19 protein-coding genes are annotated in these 22,765 nt (G+C 62.6%); 12 read left to right on the forward strand and 7 right to left on the reverse strand.

Features of this window, described 5'->3' with window-relative positions:
- Positions 1-330 precede the first annotated feature (330 nt).
- Both AC07OV_RS06935 and AC07OV_RS06940 read left to right on the forward strand, forming a co-directional pair.
- Entirely contained in the window at positions 331-1,071 is a 741-nt protein-coding gene (locus AC07OV_RS06935; RefSeq protein WP_176997492.1) for a response regulator, read from the forward strand.
- Positions 1,068-2,372: an ATP-binding protein gene (locus AC07OV_RS06940; protein ID WP_494997084.1), complete on the forward strand. Its 1,305-nt coding sequence runs from the start codon at positions 1,068-1,070 to the stop codon at positions 2,370-2,372. Before AC07OV_RS06935 ends, AC07OV_RS06940 begins: the two co-directional genes overlap by 4 nt.
- A gap of 495 nt (positions 2,373-2,867) precedes the next feature.
- On the opposite strand, the gene AC07OV_RS06945 is transcribed toward AC07OV_RS06940, so the two are convergent.
- Complete coding sequence (locus AC07OV_RS06945) at positions 2,868-3,800, reverse strand: LysR substrate-binding domain-containing protein (protein WP_176997494.1); 933 nt, start codon at positions 3,798-3,800, stop codon at positions 2,868-2,870.
- A 298-nt stretch (positions 3,801-4,098) separates the two neighbouring features.
- Here AC07OV_RS06945 and AC07OV_RS06950 point away from each other — a divergent pair, with 298 nt between their 5' ends.
- Complete coding sequence (locus tag AC07OV_RS06950) at positions 4,099-5,331, forward strand: MFS transporter (protein ID WP_495091882.1); 1,233 nt, start codon at positions 4,099-4,101, stop codon at positions 5,329-5,331.
- On the opposite strand, the gene AC07OV_RS06955 is transcribed toward AC07OV_RS06950, so the two are convergent.
- Positions 5,269-6,183, reverse strand: a complete 915-nt coding sequence (locus tag AC07OV_RS06955; protein WP_495091883.1) for a LysR family transcriptional regulator — start codon at positions 6,181-6,183, stop codon at positions 5,269-5,271. The two genes, AC07OV_RS06950 and AC07OV_RS06955, sit on opposite strands and share 63 nt — an antisense overlap.
- 105 nt (positions 6,184-6,288) lie before the next feature.
- Here AC07OV_RS06955 and AC07OV_RS06960 point away from each other — a divergent pair, with 105 nt between their 5' ends.
- The 8 genes from AC07OV_RS06960 to AC07OV_RS06995 all read left to right on the forward strand — a co-directional run bounded on the left by AC07OV_RS06960 (position 6,289) and on the right by AC07OV_RS06995 (position 16,137).
- A complete protein-coding gene (locus AC07OV_RS06960) occupies positions 6,289-7,170 on the forward strand; it encodes a HalD/BesD family halogenase (protein WP_495091884.1) in 882 nt (293 codons plus the stop codon).
- A gap of 55 nt (positions 7,171-7,225) precedes the next feature.
- Entirely contained in the window at positions 7,226-8,452 is a 1,227-nt protein-coding gene (locus tag AC07OV_RS06965) for a M24 family metallopeptidase (RefSeq protein WP_178923425.1), read from the forward strand.
- 293 nt (positions 8,453-8,745) lie between these two features.
- Positions 8,746-10,380: an ABC transporter substrate-binding protein gene (locus AC07OV_RS06970; RefSeq protein ID WP_495091885.1), complete on the forward strand. Its 1,635-nt coding sequence runs from the start codon at positions 8,746-8,748 to the stop codon at positions 10,378-10,380.
- A 58-nt stretch (positions 10,381-10,438) separates the two neighbouring features.
- Entirely contained in the window at positions 10,439-11,392 is a 954-nt protein-coding gene (locus AC07OV_RS06975; protein ID WP_176997500.1) for an ABC transporter permease, read from the forward strand.
- Positions 11,389-12,225 (forward strand): ABC transporter permease, encoded by an 837-nt coding sequence (locus tag AC07OV_RS06980; protein WP_495091886.1) that lies wholly within the window; start codon positions 11,389-11,391, stop codon positions 12,223-12,225. The genes AC07OV_RS06975 and AC07OV_RS06980 overlap by 4 nt, the downstream gene beginning before the upstream one ends.
- Positions 12,226-12,227: 2 nt before the next feature.
- Positions 12,228-13,868 carry a dipeptide ABC transporter ATP-binding protein gene (locus AC07OV_RS06985; protein WP_495091887.1) on the forward strand — a complete coding sequence of 547 codons (1,641 nt, stop codon included), beginning with the start codon at positions 12,228-12,230 and terminating at the stop codon, positions 13,866-13,868.
- An 84-nt stretch (positions 13,869-13,952) separates the two neighbouring features.
- Positions 13,953-15,122: a hypothetical protein gene (locus tag AC07OV_RS06990; RefSeq protein ID WP_176997503.1), complete on the forward strand. Its 1,170-nt coding sequence runs from the start codon at positions 13,953-13,955 to the stop codon at positions 15,120-15,122.
- Between the two features lie 139 nt (positions 15,123-15,261).
- The gene (locus AC07OV_RS06995; RefSeq protein ID WP_494997080.1) at positions 15,262-16,137 is read left to right on the forward strand and encodes a LysR substrate-binding domain-containing protein; all 876 of its coding nucleotides are present in this window, start codon (positions 15,262-15,264) and stop codon (positions 16,135-16,137) included.
- Here AC07OV_RS06995 and AC07OV_RS07000 read toward each other — a convergent pair.
- The 5 genes from AC07OV_RS07000 to AC07OV_RS07020 all read right to left on the reverse strand — a co-directional run bounded on the left by AC07OV_RS07000 (position 16,084) and on the right by AC07OV_RS07020 (position 21,188).
- Positions 16,084-17,460, reverse strand: coding sequence for an MFS transporter (locus AC07OV_RS07000; RefSeq protein ID WP_494997079.1), 1,377 nt, complete (start codon positions 17,458-17,460; stop codon positions 16,084-16,086). The two genes, AC07OV_RS06995 and AC07OV_RS07000, sit on opposite strands and share 54 nt — an antisense overlap.
- Positions 17,461-17,616: 156 nt before the next feature.
- On the reverse strand, positions 17,617-19,050 hold the full coding sequence (locus tag AC07OV_RS07005; protein ID WP_494997078.1) for an NAD-dependent succinate-semialdehyde dehydrogenase: 1,434 nt from the start codon (positions 19,048-19,050) through the stop codon (positions 17,617-17,619).
- Complete coding sequence (locus AC07OV_RS07010; protein WP_259171221.1) at positions 19,047-20,081, reverse strand: aldo/keto reductase; 1,035 nt, start codon at positions 20,079-20,081, stop codon at positions 19,047-19,049. The genes AC07OV_RS07005 and AC07OV_RS07010 overlap by 4 nt, the downstream gene beginning before the upstream one ends.
- Positions 20,082-20,091: 10 nt before the next feature.
- Positions 20,092-20,604, reverse strand: a complete 513-nt coding sequence (gene fae / locus AC07OV_RS07015) for a formaldehyde-activating enzyme (protein ID WP_016974617.1) — start codon at positions 20,602-20,604, stop codon at positions 20,092-20,094.
- A 116-nt stretch (positions 20,605-20,720) separates the two neighbouring features.
- Positions 20,721-21,188, reverse strand: a complete 468-nt coding sequence (locus AC07OV_RS07020; protein WP_495091888.1) for a GNAT family N-acetyltransferase — start codon at positions 21,186-21,188, stop codon at positions 20,721-20,723.
- Between the two features lie 271 nt (positions 21,189-21,459).
- Between AC07OV_RS07020 and AC07OV_RS07025 the strand changes: the two genes are divergently transcribed.
- Positions 21,460-22,710, forward strand: coding sequence for a ribonucleotide-diphosphate reductase subunit beta (locus tag AC07OV_RS07025; protein WP_176997510.1), 1,251 nt, complete (start codon positions 21,460-21,462; stop codon positions 22,708-22,710).
- Positions 22,711-22,765 lie beyond the last annotated feature (55 nt).

Here is a 22,765-nt window from a genome sequence, read left to right on the forward strand (position 1 = left end):
TGAAATTGAAATCGCCATCGCTGGCAAGCCAGCTCCTACAGGGGGCAGCGTAAGGCTGGATATCACCATCAATCCCGTAGGAGCCGGCTTGCCGGCGATGGCGTCCTTGAACACAACGGTGATCTTGCGGCCACCATCGCTGGCAAGCCAGCGCCTGCAAGCGATGGCGTCCGTAGCGCGTAAAGGTACCAATGCCCCCCTCTGTATCGGCTTTTTTGCGTCGTCGTGTATCTCCCCAACGCCAGATACACTGCAATACAAAGGGCACAAGGCAAGGCCTCGGGCAGTGGCTAGACTGCGCACCATTGACTACTTATTGAGGAAGGCAGCATGGATCATGTCGATCACATCCTGATCGTCGATGACGACCGGGAGATCCGCGAACTGGTGGGTAATTACCTGAAGAAAAACGGTATGCGCACCACCGTGGTCGCCGATGGTCGGCAGATGCGCAGCTTCCTCGACACCACCCCCGTGGACCTGATCGTGCTCGACATCATGATGCCCGGCGATGACGGCTTGCAGCTGTGCCGCGAGCTGCGGGTGGGCAAACACAAGGCTACGCCGGTGCTGATGCTGACCGCGCGCAACGACGAAACCGACCGCATCATCGGCCTGGAAATGGGCGCCGACGATTACCTGGTCAAGCCTTTCGCCGCCCGCGAATTGCTGGCGCGCATCAACGCCGTGTTGCGCCGTACGCGGATGTTGCCGCCCAACCTGGTGGTCAGCGAAACCGGGCGGTTGATCCGTTTTGGCCGTTGGCGCCTGGACACCACCGCCCGCCACCTGCTCGACGAAGACGACACGCTGGTGGCCCTGAGCGGTGCCGAATACCGCCTGCTGCGGGTGTTCCTCGACCACCCGCAACGCGTGCTCAACCGCGACCAGTTGCTCAACCTCACCCAAGGCCGCGACGCCGACCTGTTCGACCGCTCCATCGACCTGCTGGTGAGCCGCCTGCGCCAGCGCTTGCTGGATGATGCGCGGGAACCGGCCTACATCAAGACCGTGCGCAGCGAAGGTTATGTGTTCTCCCTGCCGGTGGAAATCCTCGGGGCTGACCAATGAATTTCAAGTGGGGCTGGCCGCGTACCCTGGCGTCGCAGTTGTCGCTGATCTTCCTGATCAGCCTGCTGTGCGCCCACGGGTTGTCGTTCAGCGCGCAGTTCTACGAGCGCTACATCAGCGCGCGCACGGTGATGCTGGGCAACCTGGAAAACGACGTGGCCACCTCGGTGGCGATCCTCGACCGCCTGCCCGCCAATGAACGCGCCAGCTGGCTGCCGCGCCTGGACCGGCAGAACTACCGCTACCTGCTCAACGCCGGTGAGCCCGGCGAGCCGATGCGCAGCGACGATGTACCCATGGCAGCCACCTCGATCAGCGATGCGCTGGGTGAGCACTATGCCCTGACCTTTCGTGACATCCCCGGCAAGCAGAAGCACTTCCAGGCGCACCTGACCCTGGCCGACGGCAACCCGATCACCCTCGACGTGCGCCCCGCCGCCCAGCCCGTGGCCTACTGGTTGCCGGTGGTGCTCATCCTGCAACTGGCGCTGTTGCTGGGCTGCACCTGGTTTGCTGTGCGCCTGGCGATCCGCCCGTTGACGCGCCTGGCGCGTGCCGTGGAAACCCTCGACCCCAACGCCCACCCCACGCCACTGGACGAAAAAGGCCCCACCGAAGTGGCCCACGCAGCGGCGGCGTTCAACGAAATGCAAAAGCGCATTGCCGAATACCTCAAGGAGCGCATGCAGATCCTCGCGGCGATTTCCCATGACCTGCAAACCCCGATCACCCGAATGAAACTGCGCGCCGAGTTCATGGAAGACTCGGTCGACCGCGACAAACTGTGGAGCGACCTCGGGGAAATGGAGCACCTGGTGCGTGAAGGCGTGGCCTATGCGCGCAGCGTGCACGGTGCCACCGAAGCCAGTCACCGCATCAACCTAGACGCCTTTCTCGACAGTTTGGTGTTCGACTATCAGGACATGAACAAGCAGGTCAGCCTCACCGGCAAGAGCGCCGTGGTGCTCGACACCCGCCCCCACGCCTTGCGCCGGGTGCTGGTGAACCTGGTGGACAACGCCCTGAAGTTCGCCGGTTCTGCACAACTGGAAGTGGGCTCGACGGCGGGTGGCGAGTTGTCGATCAAGGTGCTCGACAACGGCCCGGGCATCGCCGAAGACGAGCTGAAACAGGTGATGCAGCCGTTCTACCGGGTAGAAAGCTCACGCAACCGCGGCACCGGCGGCACCGGGTTGGGGCTGGCGATTGCCCAGCAACTGGCCGTGGCCATTGGCGGTTCACTGACCTTGAGCAACCGCCCCGGTGGCGGGCTGTGTGCGCAGATCACGATCAACCTGTAGGCGCTCGCCTGCGAAAGCGGCGGCACGGTCAATAGCGATGTCGCCTGAACCACCGCCTTCGCAGCCTCGCTAAAGCTCGACAACTCCCACAGGTGGCCGGGTCCATCCTTTGAAATGCCGTCAAATGTGGGAGCTGGCTTGCCTGCGAAAGCGGCGGCACAGCTAATAGTGATGTCGCCTGAACCACCGCCTTCGCAGCCTCGCTAAAGCTCGACAACTCCCACAGGTGACCGGGTCCATCCGTTGAAATGCCGTCGAATGTGGTAGCTGGCTTGCCTGCGAAAGCGGCGGCACAGCTAATAGTGATGTCGCCTGAACCACCGCCTTCGCAGCCTCGCCAAGGCTCGACAACTCCCACAGGTGGCCGGGTCCATCCTTTGAAATGCCGTCGAATGTGGGAGCTGGCTTGCCTGCGATGGCATCAACGCGGTGTACCTGAAAAACCTGGGCGCTTGCATCGCCGGCAAGCCGGCTCCTACAGGGATCTGTGGGCGGTCAGGCGCTCGCGGCGGTGGACGGTTGCAACTGGCGCTGCGCCAACCAGATTTCTTCCTGCAACCACTGGCTGAACACCTGTAGTTGCGGCAGGTCCGTTTGCTCCGGGCGTGTCACCAGCCAGTAGGACTGGTGCCCTTCCACGTGCACGTTCATCACCTGGGTCAACTGCCCCGACGCCAACTCCGCCGCCACCATGTGCCAGTCGGCAATGGTGATGCCCAACCCATCGGTAGCCGCACGAATGGCCAGGTCCAGCAGGTCGAACTCATAACCGCCCTGGGTGTCCACGCCATGAATGCGCGCCGCGTCCAGCCAGTGTTTCCAGGTGAGGTAGCGCTGGTCCTCGCTGGCCAACACGTGCAGCAGGGTCATGCGATTCAGGTCCACCCCATCACTGCATTCACGGGCGTACAACGACGGCGCGCACACCGCGATATGCCGCTCTTGCACCAGCAGTGAACTGTCCAGGCCATCCCACTCACCATTGCCGAAACGGATGGCGCAATCCAGGGTGCTGGTCTGGGCCAGGCTGTCCTGCAAACAGGTGGTGATGCTCAGTTCCAGCTCCGGATGGGCCTCGCGCAAACGCCCCAGGCGCGGCATCAGCCAGCGGCTGGTGAAGGTCGGTGGTGCATTCACGTGCAATCGATTGGAGTGGGTTTTCTGCTGGATGCTGCGCACCGTCAGCTCGATCTTGTCGAAAGACTGGTGCAACGCCCGCAACAGCACGCGCCCGGCGCTGGTCAGCTCCAAGTGGTGGTGACGGCGCTCCAGCAGGTGCTCGCCCAATTGTTCTTCCAACTGCCGTACCTGGCGACTGACCGCGCTCTGGGTCACGTTCAACAGCTCGGCAGCCCGGGTAAAGCTGCCGGTACTGCCGGCCACTTCGAAGGCTTTGAGAGCATTGAGACCGGGCATTTTGCGTTTCATGGAGGGCACTCGACAGCGGCTGGCAAGGAGACGAAATCCCACGACGACGCGGGAAAATTCGCACACAACATACCTTTTTGTATCGGGCCAGCGGTAGCACCCTCTGCCGACGATGAAAAAACCGACGAAAACCCTTTATGTCGTTTTTCAGCGTATTTCGTCGTTCACGCATAAATAGCACGCGTATTACGCATGCACACTAAGACAATTAAGCATTGGTCGCCAATGCGCCACAAAAGTTAGTCTGCCCTGCAACTAATTCATCATTATTCACCGTTTATTAAATCGGGGCCTCGCCATGTCGAACACCGTTGTTTCATCACGGCGAAGTATTGGCCTGCTGGCCCTGATATTTACCGCCTGCAATGCCACCACCCACGGCTTCAGTATTTTTCTTTATTCGGCGTTATTGCCGCAGATCCGCCAGGCATTTGAACTCAGCTACAGCCAGGCCGCCCTGATTGCCGCGCTGTTGCAGCTGTTCTACATGGGCGCCTCCATCGCCAGCGGCATTGCGGCGGCGTGGGTCAGCCCGCGCAACATGGTGCGCCTGACCATGCTCCTCAGCCCCGCGCTGCTGGCGCTGGCCGTCGCCACGCCCTGGGTGGTGCCGTTCGCGGCGTGCCTGGCACTGGTGTCGGCGTGCGCGGTGTCGAACTGGAACGCAATCGCCGCCCTGGCGCGGGAGGTCATTCCGGCCACGCACCGCAGTCGTGTGCTGGGGCTGGCGTCTTCGGGGGCTGCCTTTGCGATCTGCCTGAACGGCGTGTTGATCGCGCTGTTGCAGGGCCTGTCGTTGCGCCAGTTCTGGTTGATCTGTGCCGGCCTGACGCTGTTGGTCACGCTGCTGACGCTATGGGCATTGGCCCCGCATACCGAGCAAGCCCCCCGCACCGCCGAAGCGCCGGCCTTCAACCAGGTGTTGAAACAGTGGCTACGCCTGTGCCTGGAACACCCCGTGGCCATGCAGATCGTGTTGCTCAGCGGGTTTATCGGCGCCATCAGTGGGCCGTTTCTGAATTTCCTGTCGGCGTTTGTCAGCGATCGCCTGCACGCCAGCGCAGCAGTGACGGGCTCGATGTGGACATTGATCGGCCTCGGCGGCGCCATTGGCGGCCTGTTGCTCGGCGCGTTGGCCGATCGCTGGGGCGCACTGCGCGTGTTGGCGCTGAGCATCGGCGCCTTCGGCCTGGCGATGCTGGGCATGTTATGGCACCCCAACCTGCTGCTGAGCTGGCTAGCGGCCGGGTTGTTTGCGCTGTTCTACTTCCCGTCCTGGGGCTTGATGGCGGCCTACCTCAGCGCCCGCCTCAACCCCGTGCAAAGCCTGCAAGTGGTGAGCCTGAGCATGGTCAGCTATGGCCTGGCCAGCGCCCTGGCCAATGGTTTGTGCGGCTGGCTGCTGCAAGCCAGCGGCGAGTTTGCCGTGGTGCACGCCTGGATCGCCGCCTGGGTGCTCGCCTGCCTGCTAATGCTCAAGCGCATGGCCCATCGACAGTTCGCCGTGACGCTGCCGCTCCACATACCCTGAGTGCCCCAGCTGGCGCTGCAGGATCTCCACCAGCGCTTCCACCTCCGGTACCTGGCAACCGGCCGGGCGCCAGTACATCAGGCGCGCGGGTGCAATCGGCGGGAAGCCCTGACGCTCATCCAGGATCTGCCAGCCTGCCGGCACCAAGCGTCGCGCCATCACCCCCACCGACAAGCCTTGCTCGATAGCAATCGCAATGCCCCGCGGGCTCTGGCTGGTGTACACCACCTGCCATGAGCGCCCGGCCTGGGCCAACGCCTGCACGGCATTCGCCCGAAACGCGCAGCCCTCGGCGTACACCGCCAGCGGCACAGACTGGCGCCCCACGCAACTCCAGCTCGGCGCCGCCACCCACACCAACGGCTCATCGCACAGGTATTCACCGGGTTGCAGGCCGGCGTGTTCCACCCCCAGCACCAGGTCCAGCTCACCGCGGTTCAGGCGGCTGACCAGCGCCGTGGACATTTCACAGCAGATGTCCGGGCGCACCTGAGCAAACTGCGCCTGGAAGTCCTTGAGCATGCCGCCCAGGCAATAGTCGGCGTAGTCCTCCGGCATGCCCAGGTGGATGCACACCTGTTCATTGGGCAATTGCGCCGCGCTGACCGCCTCGCCGTGCAGCTTGAGGATCTGCCGCGCGTAGATCAGGAAGGTTTCCCCGCCGGGGGTCAGCCCGACGGAGCGGCTGGTGCGACGGATCAACGGCGTGCCGACGATCTCTTCCAGGCGCTGCAAGCTCTGGCTGACCGTCGACTGGGTCTTGTGCAAACGCTCGGCTGCGGCCGAGAAACCCTGGCACTCGATAATTGCCACAAACACTTTAAGTAAACTGCCATCCAATTCGCCTGACATAACTATCGCCCCTGCCGATGGATTCGATCACAACTTGTAATTTCCCCTTAAAACTCATTTACGCAACTATCGACTCAACACAACAACCTCATTCAGGAGCCGTGTATGAGTCTTAAACTTGCCGATGCCGAAACCGGTGATATCAGCGACATCATTAATACCGAGCTGTATCCCATACATGATTCGGGCCATGTTCAATTACAGGCATTGATCGAACATGCCCGCGCCGAACTGGCCGAAGACGGCTGCTGCCTGCTGAAGAACTTCCTGCGCCCCGAAGCGCTGGAACAGGCGCGTCTGGAAGGCCTGGCGCTGTCAGACAAAACTTTCTTCTCGGTGCGCAAGGTCAACGCCTACTTCACCGAAGACGACGCCTCCCTGCCCCAGGATGACCCGCGCCGCACATTCATGGAGCGCACCAGCGGCTTTGTGACCCGCGACATGATCGCCCCCGACGCGATCATCCACCGCCTGTACGTGTCGCCGATGATGAAGCGCTTTATCGGCGCCTGCCTCGACGAACCGGAGATTTTCGAATACGCCGACCCCTTCGCCGGGCTGGTGATCAACGTGATGCCCGAAGGCACCGAACAGCCTTGGCACTTCGACACCAACGAATTCATCGTCAGCATGATGACCCAGAAGCCAGAGGCCGGCGGCCTGTTCGAATACGCACCGATGATCCGCTCGCGCAGCCAGGAAAACCTCGGCGCAGTCGGCCAGGTGGTACGCGGTGAAGACCGCTCGCGGGTGCAGGAGCTGGAGCTGAACCCCGGCGACCTGCAGATCTTCAAGGGCCGCTTCTCGGTGCACCGCGTTACCCGCGTACAAGGCGCCACCGAGCGCAACACGGCGATCTTCGCCTACTCGGAAAAGCCCGGAATCATCGGCCGCGCCCAGCGCACCAAGCAGCTTTACGGACGCCTGTCCGAAGCCCACCTGCAAGCCGAACGCAACCTGGTGCGCAGCGACCAGTTGCTCGACTGATTCGCCTCTCCCCCCCAAAAAACTAAAAACCGTAATTGCCCTGCGAGGAACACCCATGAGTCTGTCCGGCCCGAACCGTAACCCCGCCGACTGCGAACCCACCTATGACGAGATCCAGCAGATTCAGCTGGACCGCCTGCAACGGGTGCGCAACGAACTGAAGAAACGCGACTACGCCGCCTGCGTGCTGTTCGACCCCACCCACATGCGCTATGCCACCGGCTCGCGCAACATGCAGGTGTACTCGGCGCGCAACCCGGCCCGCTACGCCTTTATCCCGGCAGAAGGCCCGGTGGTGATCTTCGAATTCGGCGGCTGCCTGCACCTGGCCGAAACCCTTAACACCGTGGACGAAGTGCGCCCGGCCAAGGCGATTTCCTATTACTTCTGCGAAAGCTTCCTGGGCAACGTCACCGCCGATTGGGCTGCCGAAATCGACGAACTGGTGCGCAAGTGCGGTGGCGGTAAACGCATCGCCATCGAAAGCGCCACCTCGGCCGCCGCCTTTGAACTGCAACGCCTCGGCTACCAGGTGTTCGACGCCCAGGAACCGCTGGAACGCGCCCGCTGCATCAAGGTGCCCAACGAATTGAAGATGATCCGCGCCAGCCTGCGCGCCACCGAGGCCGGGGTGCGCCTGATGGAAAGCAAGCTGACCCCCGGCATCACCGAGAACCAGTTGTGGTCACACCTGCACCAGCACGTGATCGCCACCGATGGCGACTATGTGGAAACCCGTCTGCTTTCTTCCGGCCCGCGCACCAACCCGTGGTTCCAGGAATGCAGCACGCGCCCTATCGAGGCGGGTGACCTGGTGGCCCTCGACACCGACGTGGTCGGGCGTTTTGGCTACTACGCGGACTTTTCGCGCACCTTCCTGTGTGGCGACCAGGCCGCCACGGCCAAGCAGCAGGAGTTGTACAAGCTCGCCTACGAGCAGGTGCAGACCAACGTCGAAATGCTCAAGGCCGGGCGCAGCTTCAAGGAATACGCCGAGATGGCCTGGAAGATCCCCGACCATTACAAGAACAACCGCTATTTCGCCCTGGTGCACGGCGTTGGCATGACCGGTGAATACCCCTACGTGGTGCACCGCGAGGACATCGACGCGCTGGGCTACGACGGCGTGTTCGAAGCCGGCATGACCATCTGCGTGGAAAGCTACATCGGCCACGATGACGGCGGCGAAGGCGTGAAGCTCGAAGAACAGATCTACATCCACGAACACGGCATCGAGTTGCTCTCCGATTACCCGTTCGATCCGCGCCTGTTGCCGCGCTGAACCCGTCTAGCCCCACAGGCGGCCCTGGGAAGGACCAGTAACATGCATTTATAGAAGGTTACTGCGCAGAATTTGTCGTTTGTCGATCTTTGCGCAAATGACAAAACTGCGGGCATCTCTAATAAAAACAACATGAGAGCTGCCCTATGTCCTACCTCATTGCCCGCCTCCTGACTACGTTGCGCCTTGTTCTCCTGCCGGCTTCACAGCGGTCTGTGCTGCGCCTGATCGGCGCCTGCCATTGACCCTTGCGGTTCAACAAAAACGCATATTCGCAAGTACCGGAGAGGCTTATGAAAGACTTGACGACCCTGGACGGCAGCCTGCCGCATCCAGCCGTAAACGACCTGTGTGCCCAGGTGCAAAGCGGCGAGATCAACCGCCGCCAATTCCTGCGCACCGCCGCCCTGCTGGGCGTTACCGTGGCCAGCGCGTCCACCTTTATCGGCTCGGCCCTGTTGGGCAACGACGCCAACGCCGCCGATGGCACGCCGGCCCGCCAGGGCGGCAGCCTGCGCTTTGCCTGTGCGATCCAGGAAATCCAGGACCCGATGCTGATCACCTGGATCGAAGCCTCGAACCTGTTGCGCAACTCCCTCGAATACCTGACCTGGGTCGATGCCGACAACATCACCCACCCATACCTGGCCGAAAGCTGGAGCCCGTCCGAAGACCTCACCACCTGGACCTTCAACCTGCGCCAGGACGTGAAGTGGAGCAACGGCGACAGCTTCAACGTCGACGACGTGCAGCACAACATCGAGCGCTGGATCGCCGCCGACTCCAAGTCGGTCAACCGCACAGCGTTCCAGGACATCAAGGCCTTCGAAAAAGTCAGCGACTACCAGTTCCGCCTGCAACTCAAGCGGCCGATCCTGGCCATCCCGGAAATGCTCAATGCGTTCACCTGCGCCCTGGTACACCGCAGCTTCAAGGCCGGTGACGACTGGGCGAAAAACCCGCTGGCCACCGGGCCGTTCAAGCTGGTGTCGTTCGCGGTGAACAAGCAGGCGACCTTCGCCAAGCGCGCCGACTATTGGGGCAAGCCCGCCAACCTCGACGAGCTGCGCTACATCGACATGGGCACCGACGTGTCCACCCACCTGGCCGCCCTGCAAGCCGGCCAGGTCGACGTGCTGTACCGCGTCACCGTGGCCGAGCTGGACCTGGCCAAGCGACTGCCCGGCGCACAACTGCTCAGCTGCAAATCGGCGCAGACCGTGGTCATGCGCATGGCCTGCGACCAGAAGCCCTTCACCGACCTGCGCATTCGCAAAGCCGTGGTGCTCTGCGCCGATAACGCACAGATGCTCAAGGTGGCGTATCGCGGCATGGGCACCCTCGGCGAAGACCACCATGTGGCGCCGTCCCACCCGGAATACTTCCCTCTGCCCAAGCGCGAGCGCGACGTGGCGGCGGCGAAAAAACTGCTGGCCGAAGCGGGCTTCCCCAAGGGCCTGGACATCGACCTGATCGTCGGCAATACCCAGGGCCGTTATGAGCAGGACTGCGCGCAGATCCTGCAACAGAACTGCCTGGAAGCCGGCATCCGCATCAACCTCAAGGTGGTGCCTGCGGCGCAGTACTGGCCGATCTGGGACAAGGCCGCGTTCAGCCTCACCTACTGGGCCCACCGCCCACTGGGGGTGATGTCCCTGGAACTGGCCTATCGCGGCGGTGGCGCGTGGAACGAAAGCCACTACAGCGACCCGGCCTTCGACGCCGCGCTGGACAAAGCCATGGGCATCATCGACCCGAAACAGCGGGCCGTGGCCATGCAAAGCGTGGAGCAGATCCTGCAAGACGCCTGCGTGATCGTGCAGCCGTTCTGGGGTGACAAATTCACCGCCGTGAGCAAAAAGGTGCAGGGCTTCCAGGTGCACCCTTCCGACTTCTACCCCATGGGCAATGTCTGGCTGAGCGTTTGAGTCGACGCTGCCCGCACCTGCGGGCAGGTTTCCCATCACCCGTCGGAGCATGTACCTGATGGCTCATTTTCTACTGCGCAAATTGCTGATGCTGCTGGCGACCCTGCTGTCGGTATCGCTGATTGTGTTCCTGGCCCTGGAACTCAATATCGAGGACGTCGCAATCAACGTCCTCGGCCCCTACTCCGCCGCCGACCAGCGTGCCGCCTGGCTGCTGGAACATGGCTACAACCAGCCGTTCGTGTGGCGCTACCTGGTGTGGCTCAAGGACTTCGTGACCGGCGACTGGGGCACCTCGGTGTACTTTCGCGAGCCGGTGCTCAAGCTGCTGCTGCCCAACCTGTGGCAAACCCTGACCCTGGCTGGGCTGGCCTTGCTGGTGATGGTGCCCGTGGCGTTGACCCTGGGCATCCTGGCCGGTGTGCGCCAAGGCTCGCTGATTGACCGGCTGGTGTCGTTTTTGTCGATCGTCACCACCTCGATCCCGGACTTTGCCAGTGCGGTGTTCGTCTCGGCGATCTTTGTGTTCTGGCTCAACTGGCTGCCGGGCGTGAGCAGCATGAGCGACGGTTTCAGCGCCGTGCAGCTGGTGCTGCCGCTGATGGTGCTGTGCCTGTTCGGCATCGGTTACCTGGCACGCATTACGCGGGCGTCGATGGTCGAGGTGATGCAGGCGCCGTATATCCGTACGGCACGCCTCAAGGGCGCCTCGACCACCCGCATCGTGTTGCGCCATGCCCTGCGCAATGTGCTGATCGCGCCGGTCACGGTGATCATGCTGTACATCCCGTGGCTGCTGTCCAACGTGATCGTGGTGGAGGTATTTTTCGCCTACAAGGGCTTCGGTTCGATGCTCTACACCGCGTCCCTCAACCATGACGTCTACCTGATCGAAGCCTGCGCGATGATCAGCGGCGTGGTGGTGGGCATCAGCAAGATCTTCTCGGACCTGGCCTACACCTGGCTCAACCCGCGCATCACCCTGCGCAGTCTCGGCGGAGGCAGCCAATGAACCTGCTCAAATCCTTCAAACACCCCCTGGCCCTGCTCGGCCTGCTGCTGGTAGGCGGCTGGGTGCTGGTGGCGCTCTGCGCGCCGTGGCTGGCGCCCCATGACCCGCTGGAAAGCTTCACGCCGCTGCTCACCCCGATGACCGCCGGTGACGACGGCGCGAGCTTTTTGCTGGGCACTGACATGATCGGTCGCGACATTCTTTCGCGCCTGATCTGGGGCACGCGCACCGTGCTGTTCTGGTCGATCCTGGCCACGCTCACCGCGTTTGCCGTGGGCATTGCCATGGGCCTGTGCGCCGGCTACTTCAATGGCTGGGTGGATGCCGTGCTGTCCTACGTGGCCGACACCGTGCTGTCGTTCCCGGTGCTGGTGCTGTACATCGTGATCATCATCGCCCTCGGCGCCTCGGCGCTGAACATCTTGATTGCGGTGACGTTCACCAGCGCACCGGCGATCTTTCGCATCATGCGCGCGCTGACCATCGACATCCGCTCGCGTGACTACGTGCTCAGCGCCATCACCCAGGGTGAAGGCTCGTTGCGCATCATGCTGGTGGAGATCCTGCCCAATTGTGGCGGCCCATTGATCGTCGATTTCTGCCTGCGCATCGGCTACACCGCGATCATGATCGGCGCCCTGGGTTTCCTAGGCCTCGGCCTGCCGCCGCCCACCCCGGACTGGGGCGGCATGATCAACGACGGCCGCGCCATGGCCATTACCTTCCCGCACCTGGTGATCTTCCCCTGCATCGCCATCTCCACCCTGATGCTCGGCCTGAGCTTGCTCGCCGACGGGCTGGATGAACACGCGCAGCAAGGCGCAAGGAGTTGAGCATGAGTAACCAGCACACCGTTTTGCGGGTCGACAACCTCAGCGTCGAACTGCCCAAGGGCGCCGACCGCAGCCACGCCGTGCAGGGCATCAGCCTGGACGTGCGCAAGGGTGAAATCCTGTGTGTGATCGGCGAGTCAGGCTCGGGCAAATCCGTGCTGTCGGCGGCGATCATGGGCGACTACGCCAAGGGCCTGAAGCATGCCGGTGGCGTGATTGACTTTCTCGGTGACGACATTTGCACCCTGGATGAAGTCCGCCTGCGTGCGTTGCGCGGCAACCGCATCGCGATGATTTTCCAGGAGCCGATGGCGGCGTTGAACCCGGCGATTCGCATCGGCAAGCAAGTTGAGGAGATTTTCGACATCCATGCGCCGCAGATGCCAGGGGCCGAGCGCCGTGAGCGCATGCTCGCACTGCTCGAATCGACCCAACTGCCGGACCCGCCGCGCATCGCCAACAGCTTCCCGCACCAGCTGTCCGGCGGCCAATGCCAGCGGGTGGTGATCGCCATGGCACTGGCGATGAACCCGGACCTGCTGATCGCCGACGAGCCCACCACCGCCCTCGACGTGACCACCCAGGCCCAGGTCTTGAAGCTGGTGCGCGATCTGCGCGGGCGTGGCCAGCACGGCATCTTGTTCATCACCCACGACTTCGGCGTGGTGGCGCAGATTGCCGACCGCATTGCAGTGATGGAAGGCGGCCGCCTGGTGGAAATCGGCGAGCGTGACCAGGTGCTGAATGCCCCGGCCCACGCCTACACGCGCAAGTTGATCGCGGCAGTGCCGGCGCTGCACCCGGAACTGCATGTACCGAGTGCCGACGGCGAAATGGCCTTGCGCATCGAACACCTGACCAAGACCTACAACGTCGGCGGCAGCTCGGTGGCGGCGCTGCGCAATGTGTCGCTGAACCTGCCACGGGGCAAGACGCTGGCGATTGTCGGCGAGTCGGGCTCGGGCAAGAGCACCCTGGTCAAGGCCGCGATCCGCCTGGTGGACAGCGACAGTGGCCATGTATGGGTGGGTGACACCGACTTCCTGGCGCTGCACGGCTCGGCGTTGGCGGCCAATCGTCGGCGCATCCAGATGATCTTCCAGGACCCCTACGGCTCGTTGAACCCGCGCCATCGCGTCGGCGACATCATCGCCCGTGCCGCCCAGTTGCGCGGCTTGTCGGCCAAGGACGCCTGGGCCGAGGCCGGTGACTTGCTCGAGCAGGTCGGCCTCAAGCGCGACGCGCTGCAACGCAAGCCCCGGCAGTTCTCCGGTGGCCAGCGCCAGCGCATCGGCATTGCCCGCGCCCTGGCGATGCGCCCGGAAGTGCTGATCGCCGATGAAAGCGTGTCGGCGCTGGACGTGTCGGTGCAAAAGCAGGTGCTGGAGCTGCTGGCCGACCTGCAGAAGCAGTTGAACTTGAGCATTCTGTTCATCACCCACGACCTGCGCGTAGCAGCGCAGATCAGCGACCACATCGCGGTGATGCGCCAGGGCGAAGTCGTTGAATACGGCACCGCTGAACAGGTACTGCTGCGCCCACAGAACAGCTACACCCAGGCGCTGCTGGCGGCCGCGCCCGGGGCGTCGCAACTACCGGCTGCCGGGCCGCCGCTGAGGCTGATCCGCCCCGCCGCGCACTGAGTTCCACCCCTTTCCCTGCGTCGCAGCGTTCGCTGCGGCAACGGGCTGCTGTTGCCCAAAAAAACCAATAACGAGAGCCAAACCATGCGACCAACCTTAGGCTACTTCGCCCTGATCCCCGTGCTCGGCGCCCTCGCGGCACCGGCCATGGCGATCCAGGTCACCGACAACCTCGACATCGGCGGCGCCATCCGCGCACGCTGGGACTACGACCCCGACCGTGATATCCAGAAGTTCGGCCTGGACACCGCGTTCCTCAGCGCCAAGTACAACTCCGACACCTGGATCGGCGAGGCGCAATACCGCTTCTACGGGCGCTCCTACCCGTACCAGTACACCAAGAACTACGGCGACATCCAGTTCGCCAAGTTCGCCTGGGTTGGCTACAAGTTCAACCCTGACCAACAGGTGCAAGTGGGCCTGAACACCGTGCCGTTCGGCCTGCAGCCGTATTTCGGCAGCACCTTCTACGAAACCCTGGGCAACGTGATCGGCCTGGAAGACGTGCAGCAGATCGGTACCAAGTACATCCAGCAAAGTGGCGACTGGAACATCCAGGCCGGTTACTACCTGCGCCCGGCGTGGCAAGGCAAGGGCACCAGCAAGGGCGTGACCTACTCCAGCGTGATTTCCGAGGCCGACAGCTACGTGGCCGACGGCAGCAACAACCAGGAGCGCAACACCGTGGTGGTGCGGGTGGCCAAGGCCATGGACCTGGGGAACTGGAAATCCGAAGTCGGTGTGTCTGGCCTGACCTCGACCCTGGAGAACAAGGACACCGGCAACGACGGCCGCCGCAACGCCGTGGCCATCCACTACCTGGGCAAGAACGGCCCGTGGGGCCTGCAATTGCAGGCGGCGCGCCAGCAGATGTCGCCGCGCAACGAAGGCACCGATGGCGTGGTGACCCTGGGCGGGTATGACGGCACGTTCAACGTCGCCAGCCGTGGCAACCTGTACGTGGCGGACTTGAGCTACGACGTGGGCGGCAAGTACCTGTTCGACCAGATCAGCGGCGTGAAGCTGTACGCCAACTACAGTGCCTTCGACAAATCCGACAATGAGTTCAAGACTTCGCAGCGGGTGATCCTGGGTACGTCGTTTTCGTTCAGCAAATTGTGGATTGCCACGGAATGGTTGATCGGCAAGAACGATCCGTACATTGGTGGCAGCAGCTATACCCAGAGCCTGGGGGCTGGGGGTAGCAATCAGTGGGAGAATCAGCTGTACATGAACATCGGGTATTACTTCTAATAGGCGGCGTCATCACTGACGCTATCGCAGGCAAGCCAGCTCCCACATTTTGACCGCGCCGCCGATCAATTGTGGGAGCTGGCTTGCCTGCGATGGGGCCGGTGAAAAAACAATAAAAACAATGTGTGGAACCCGAACCATGCGCCACCTGCCCTCCCTCAACATGCTCCGCGTCTTCGAAGAAGTCGCCCGTCACCGCAGCTTCAGCCAGGCGGCCGTGGGCCTCAATGTCACCCAGGGCGCGGTCAGCCGTCAGATCAAGCAACTGGAAGACTACCTCGGCGTCGCCCTCTTCATCCGCACGCCCCAGGGCCTGTCCCTGACCGAAGCCGGCTTTGCCCTCTCCCCGCACCTGAGCGACGCCTTCGACCATATCGAACGCGCCCTGCAAGCCGTGCGTGTGCCCAACCTGCGCCAGCGCCTGCGCATCGTGGCCCCGCCCACCTGGGCCACGCGTTGGCTGTCGGCGCACTTGCGCAGGTTTTGTGAGCGCTACCCGGACATCAACCTCAGCGTCACCCACCAGAACAGCCACGCCAGCCTGGCCGAGATCGACTGCCAGATCCGCTTCGGCCTGGAGGCCAACGCCCAGTGCAGCAGTGAGTTGCTGGTGATGGAACGCCACATTGCCGTGGCCAGCCCGGAGCTGTTCACCGGCGACCAGCCGCCCGACCTGCGGCGTTTTCCGTTGCTGCATATCCTGCACGACGGCAAGCGTTTGAAGGTGTGGGAGAACTGGCTGGCGGCCATGGGCCGAGACGACATTGATGCGGACCAGGGCCTGGAATTCAGCACCCTGGACCAAGTGATCCACACCGCCCTGGCAGGCGGTGGGCTGGCGGTGATCGACCGGCAGATGATCGAGCGCGAGCTGGCCAACGGCAGCCTGGTGCCGATCACCCCCGTGGAAGTGATCGGCCCATACGGCTATTGGCTGGATGTGGCGACGGACAAACAGGGTTTATCCAAGGTTCGCCTGTTTACGCAGTGGCTGGGCCAGGTCAGCAACCCCTGACAACGGCGGCGCCTCGGCCTTGCACGCCTGGTTCAGGGTCAGGGACTTGGTCTCCGGCGCCCAGGCCCACGAGATGATCGCGCCAAACACCAGGATCGCCGCGAGGATGCCCATGGTCGGGCTCAAGCCAATCCCGGCCACGCTCACCGGCAACAGGAACGTGCTGATTGCCGAACCCAGGCGGCTTACCGCCGTGGCCAGGCCGATGCCGCTGGCGCGCACTTCGGTGGGGAAACTTTCGGCCGGGAACACGCCCACCAGGTTGCTCACCGCAGACAGCACCAAGGTGAACACGCCGAAGGTCAGCACCATCAGCCACGCCAGGCTCCCCGGCAATACCGCCAGCAGGAACAACGCCGCCGCGAGGATGATGAACGAGTTGATCAAGAAGCCCCGTCGCGAGAATTTCACCGTGCACCAGATACCGATCAACGCACCGACAATCAGCAGCAAGTTGAGCAGCAACTCAGTGCCAAAGCCCTGGGACAAGCCCATCTTCTGCAGGATCGACGGCAGGAACGTGTAGATCGCAAAGTACGGCATCACGATGCACACAAAGAACAGGCAGTTGAACGCCGTGCGCTTGCGGTATTCACGGCTGAACAGCACGCCGTAGCCGGAACGGGTTTGGGTGGCGGGATCTTCATCCAGCACCACGTGTTCACCCAGGTGTTTCTTGACGATGGCACGGGCTTCGGCAATGCGCCCACGGTTGACCAGCCAGCGCGGGGATTCCGGGGTGCCGATTCGCGCAATCAGGATCAGGCCGGCCGGGATCGCCGAAGACGCCAACATCCAGCGCCAGGCATCGTCGCCCAGGCTGAGCATCGCGGTGCCGACAAAGGTCGCCGCCACGTAGCCGAAGGTCCAGATCACACTGAACGAACCGAGCAGCACGCCACGGTGTTTCTTCGGCGAGAACTCGGCCAGCATCGCGTGGCCGACACTGAAGTCACCGCCCAGGCCAATGCCGATCAGGATGCGGCACAGCAACAAGCCCATGGCGGTTTCAGCGTAGAACTGCATCACCGAGGCCACGGTGATCAGCACAAAGCTGACCAGGAAGATTTTTTGCCGGCCGAGGGTGTCGGAGATCCAGCCAAAAAACAGGCTGCCCAGAAACAGGCCGATCAGGGCCGAAGCGCCGATCAAGCCTTGCCAGAACGCGTCCAGTTGCATCTGTGGGCTGAGCAGGGTGAAGGCGATGCCGATGAGGCCGAGGATATAGCCGTCGGTGAAGTGCGCGCCAAATGTGAGGCCGGCGATTTTCAGGTGGAAACGGCCGATGGGCAGGTCGTCGATTTTGACGGGTTGAGCAGTCATGGGTGTTCTCCATATTGTTTTTCTTGACGGAGTAACGTTGGAACACCCTTGTAGGAGCCGGCTTGCCGGCGATGGCGGTGGGTCAGCTTGCCTGTGGGGGACTGATAGACCGCTATCGCCGGCAAGCCGGCTCCTACAGGGGGGTCGGTGTTGTGTCTATAAACCGCCCATCAGCAGGTATTTGATCTCCAGGTAATCGTCCAGGCCGTACTTGGAGCCTTCACGGCCCAGGCCCGATTCCTTGATGCCGCCAAACGGCGCGACTTCGGTGGAGATGATCCCTTCGTTGATCCCGACCATGCCGGCTTCCAGGCCTTCGGCCATGCGCCACACGCGGCCGATGTCGCGGCTGTAGAAGTAGGCCGACAAGCCAAACGGCGTGTCGTTGGCGCGGGCCAGCACCTCGGCCTCATCCTTGAAGCGGAAGCACGCCGCAACCGGGCCAAAGGTTTCTTCCTGGGCGATCAGCATGTCGCCGCTGGCGTCGGTGAGGATGGTCGGTTCGAAGAACGTACCGCCGAGCGCATGGCGACGGCCACCGCACAGCAACGTGGCGCCCTTCTCCAACGCGTCGCCGACATGGGCTTCGACCTTGGCCAACGCCGCAGCGTTGATCAGCGGGCCTTGCTCGGTTTCACCGTCCAGGGCGCTGCCGACACGCATGGCGCTGACCGCTTCGGCCAGTTTGCGGGTGAACGCGTCGTACACACCGTCCTGAATGAAGAAGCGGTTGACGCACACACAGGTCTGCCCGGTGTTGCGGAACTTGGAGGCCATGGCGCCTTTGACGGCGGCCTCCAGATCGGCGTCGTCGAACACGATGAACGGGGCGTTGCCGCCCAGTTCCAGCGAGACTTTTTTCAGGGTGTCCGCCGCCTGGCGCATCAGCAGCTTGCCAGTGCGGGTAGAGCCGGTGAACGACAGCTTGCGCACCACGCTGGAGGCTTGCAGCGCGCCGCCGATGGCCACGGCATCGCCAGAGACGATGTTGAACACACCAGCCGGAATGCCGGCCTGCTCGGCCAGCACCGCCAGGGCAAATGCCGACAGCGGGGTTTCTTCCGACGGTTTGAGGATCATGGTGCAACCGGCGGCCAGCGCCGGCCCGACCTTGCGGGTGACCATGGCCAGGGGGAAGTTCCACGGGGTGATTGCCGCGACCACACCGATGGCTTCCTTGACCACGATGATGCGCGCGTCGACCTTGTGGCTCGGGATCACGTCACCGTAGGCACGCTTGGCTTCTTCGCCAAACCATTCCAGGAAGCTGGCGGCGTAGACCACTTCGCCCATGGCTTCGGCCAAGGGTTTGCCCTGCTCCAGGCTGAGCAGCTGTGCGAGGTCTTTCTGGTTGGCCAGCATCAGCTCGCTCCAACGCTTGAGGCGCTGGCTGCGCTCCTTGGCGGTGAGCTTGCGCCAGGCCGGCAACGCACGGTTGGCAGCGTCGATGGCCAGGTCGGTTTCCTCGGCGGCAGCGCGCTGCACATCGACGATCAGCGCGCCATTGGCCGGGTTGAGCACCGGGTAAGTCGGGCCACCGCTGGACCATTGGCCATCGATGTAGTTACCCGTACGGATCAGCGGATTCATGCCACGGCCTCGATCAAGTTGAAACGGTCCAGGCCCGGACGGGCCTCACGCAGGATGCGCTTGCCGGCGGTGTAGTCGTTGATCACATCGCACGGGGTGTAGTTGCGTTCCAGCTCGTGGAGTTCTTCGGCGTCCAGCTGGGTGTCCAGGGCCGCCAGCGCGCTATCGAATTGTTCGGTGGTGTCCGCCCCCACCAGCATCACGTCGACACCCGGGTGGTTGGCGACCCAGGCCTGGGCGATCTGCGCGTTGGACACGCCACGGGCACGGGCCACGCGTTGCACCGAGTGAGCGATGTCGAACGACGCCTGGTCGGCGTACATCTGTTGGGTGAAGAAGTCGGTCTGGTTACGGGTGGACTGCACTTCACCGGTGAGCAAGCCACGGGCCAGCGGGCTGAACACCGAGACGCCCAGGCCCTGGTCGCGGCAGAACGGGATCATCTCGCGCTCTTCTTCGCGGTAAGCGCAGTTCAGTTGCAGCTGCATGTTGATCGGCTTGACCCAACCGTTGCGCTCGCAGGCCATGAGGATCTTGGCCAGTTGACCGGTGAGCATGGTCGACACGCCGATGTAGCGGGCCTTGCCGGAGCGCACGATGTCGTTAAGGGCGCACAGGGTTTCTTCGACAGGGGTGTTCACGTCGAAGTAATGCAGCATGAACACGTCGACGTAATCCATGCCCAGGCGGCTCAAGGACAGGTCGATGCTGTCCATGATGTGCTTGCGCGAATGGCCGCTGGCGTTGATGCCGCTGCGGGTGCCGTAGCCGACTTTGGTGGTGACCACGATGTCGTCGCGGCGCGCCACGCGCTTGAGGATGCGCCCCACCACTTCTTCGCCGACACCGGCGGAGTAGAAGTCGGCCAGGTCAATGAAGTTGACGCCGTTGGCCAGGGCGTGGGCGACGATGGGCTCACTTTGCTTTTCGTCGAAGATCCACGGTTTCCAGTCCGGAGTGCCCATGTTCATGGTGCCCAGGCACAGGCGCGAGACTTGCAGGCCGGAGTTGCCCAGTCGAGTGTATTGCATGGGATTCTCCTCAGGCCTTAGGCGTGTAGAAAGGGTTGCTGATGTGGTTGACCACGTCCGCCAGTTGCGCGGTGTACGGCGTGCCAGTGAGGGCGGCGCGGATCGCGGTGCGGCAGGCGTTGTAGTTGTTCAGGTAGACGGCGTCCAGGTCGTCGCAGCCCGGGTTGACCCAGTTGGCGGTGACAATGGCCCACTCGTCTTCGGCTTCGGGCGGCAAGGTGCCGTCGAGCAAGGCTTCCAGCACAGCCTTGGCGATACCGGCCTGGGACGCGCCCCAGGTGGCGTTGCCGTGCAAGTCGCTGCTGATTTCGGCCTTGTTGACGTAGAGGGTCATGGGCTTGACCGGGATGTTCGGCTGGGCAATCACCATGAACGGGCAGTGGCCCTGGCTTGGCGACGCCAGGCTGTTGGCAAACGCCTGGCCGGCCGGGCCATTGCGCGGGCCGATGAGGATGTTGATGTGGGCAGCATTGACGCCTGGGCCTTCGAAGCCTTCGCCGATGTACAGATCAAGTGCTTTCATTTTCGCAAACGCTCGTTGTTGTTATGGGGAGCTGGTTGGCGAATTTTTAGCACTCGGCCTCGGGGCGGCCGTAACCATTAAAAGTCATGGGGGTGTGAGTTTTCCTCATACCCCTGCTACAAGCCGCGCTCCATCTTGATGATCTCAAGGCGAACCGGGCTGTTGCCCCGGCTGAACGTGCCTTCGCCGACCTTGCGAAAACCGAAGGAGGCATAGAATTTTTCAGCGGTGCGGGTGGCTTCCAGGTAGGCCTTGGGGTGGCCTGCGGCTTCGATCCGTTGCAAGGCTTCATTGAGTAACAGCGCACCGATGCCCTGCCCGGCCGCGTCACCGCGAATGAACAGCTTGCTGACTTCATGCCCATCAATTTCGATAAAGCCCTGGAGGCGGTCATTACAAGCGAGCCACAGGTTGCCGGCGTCGATGGCCGCGCGGTAAGTCTCGGGCGAACGGCCGTCGAGCCACATGGCGATCTGGTCGGCGTCGTAGTCGGCAGTGCAGAGGTTTTCCACCGAGTGTTTATGCACCTGATAGATGTTTTCGGCGTCGTCCTGGGTGGCTGGGCGGATGCGTAGATTTTTCATTCCCTTGAAATTCCATGTAAGGCCAATGTACTAAGGCTTTATAGCTGAACAGGCGCCTGGCAGCGACCCATGACCGCACATCTTGTGCGTTGACCATCCTTATTACACACCATATAGTGTGCCCACAAACAAAACAGACCACTACATAGTGTGCAGTATCGGTATTTACCGACCACACTATGCGCAGTATTTCAATGCCTTGAAGCCTGCAAATCGCACATTTATGGACGGGTTCACACACCGTCAGAACAGACCAGGAAGGAGTATTTCGATGCTGAGTTGGGATGAAGTCGACAACGAAGACACCGGTGCAGCGGTGATCAAGGGCGCCAACGCCGGCCACGCCACCGAAGCCAACATGGACCGCCTCGACGGTGCCGGCGCCGCTGCCGCCATCGAAGCCCGCGCCGTCACCGCCAGTGACTCCGCCGCCATCAAGCGCGCCAAGGCCGCCCTCGACAGCCTCGACGTCGCCGAAGGCCTCGCCGAACTCGAAGGCGCCTCCGCCCGCGTCGCCGTTGACGAAAAGCGCATGATCAACTGCCGCGCCGACCTCAACCAGCTCGTGCCGTTCAAGTACGACTGGGCCTGGCAAAAGTACCTCGACGGCTGCGCCAACCACTGGATGCCGCAAGAGGTCAACATGACCGCCGACATCGCCCTGTGGAAAAACCCCGAAGGCTTGACCGACGACGAACGTCGCATCGTCATGCGCAACCTCGGCTTCTTCTCCACCGCCGACTCGTTGGTAGCGAACAACCTGGTGCTGGCCGTGTACCGCCTGATCACCAACCCGGAGTGCCGCCAGTACATCCTGCGCCAGGCCTTCGAAGAAGCGATCCACACCCACGCCTACCAGTACTGCATCGAATCCCTGGCCATGGATGAAGGCGAGATCTTCAACATGTACCACGAGATTCCATCGGTCGCCAAAAAGGCAGCCTGGGGCCTGAAGTACACCCGTTCGATCTCCGATCCGAAGTTCGAAACCGGCACCGTCGACACCGACAAAGAACTGCTGCGCAACCTGGTCGCCTACTACTGCGTCCTGGAAGGCATCTTCTTCTATTGCGGCTTCACCCAGATCCTGTCCATGGGCCGTCGCAACAAAATGACCGGCGTGGCCGAGCAGTTCCAGTACATCCTGCGCGACGAGTCGATGCACCTGAACTTCGGTATCGACGTGATCAACCAGATCAAAATCGAAAACCCACACCTGTGGGATGCCGAGATGAAGGAAGAAGCGACCCAGATGATCCTGCAAGGGACTCAGCTGGAGATTGAATATGCGCGGGATACCATGCCGCGTGGGGTGCTGGGGATGAATGCGGCGATGATGGAGGACTATCTGAAGTTCATCGCGAATCGTCGTCTGTCGCAGATTGGCTTGAAGGAAGAGTACCCAGGCACGACCAACCCGTTCCCGTGGATGAGCGAGATCATGGACTTGAAGAAAGAGAAGAACTTCTTCGAGACCCGTGTGATCGAGTACCAGACCGGCGGCGCGCTGAGCTGGGATTGATTGGGTAGGTAGGAGCCGGGGGGGGGGGGGGGGGGGGGGGGGGGGGGGGGGGGGG

The organism is Pseudomonas sp. GW821-FHT09A09 (assembly GCF_059418405.1).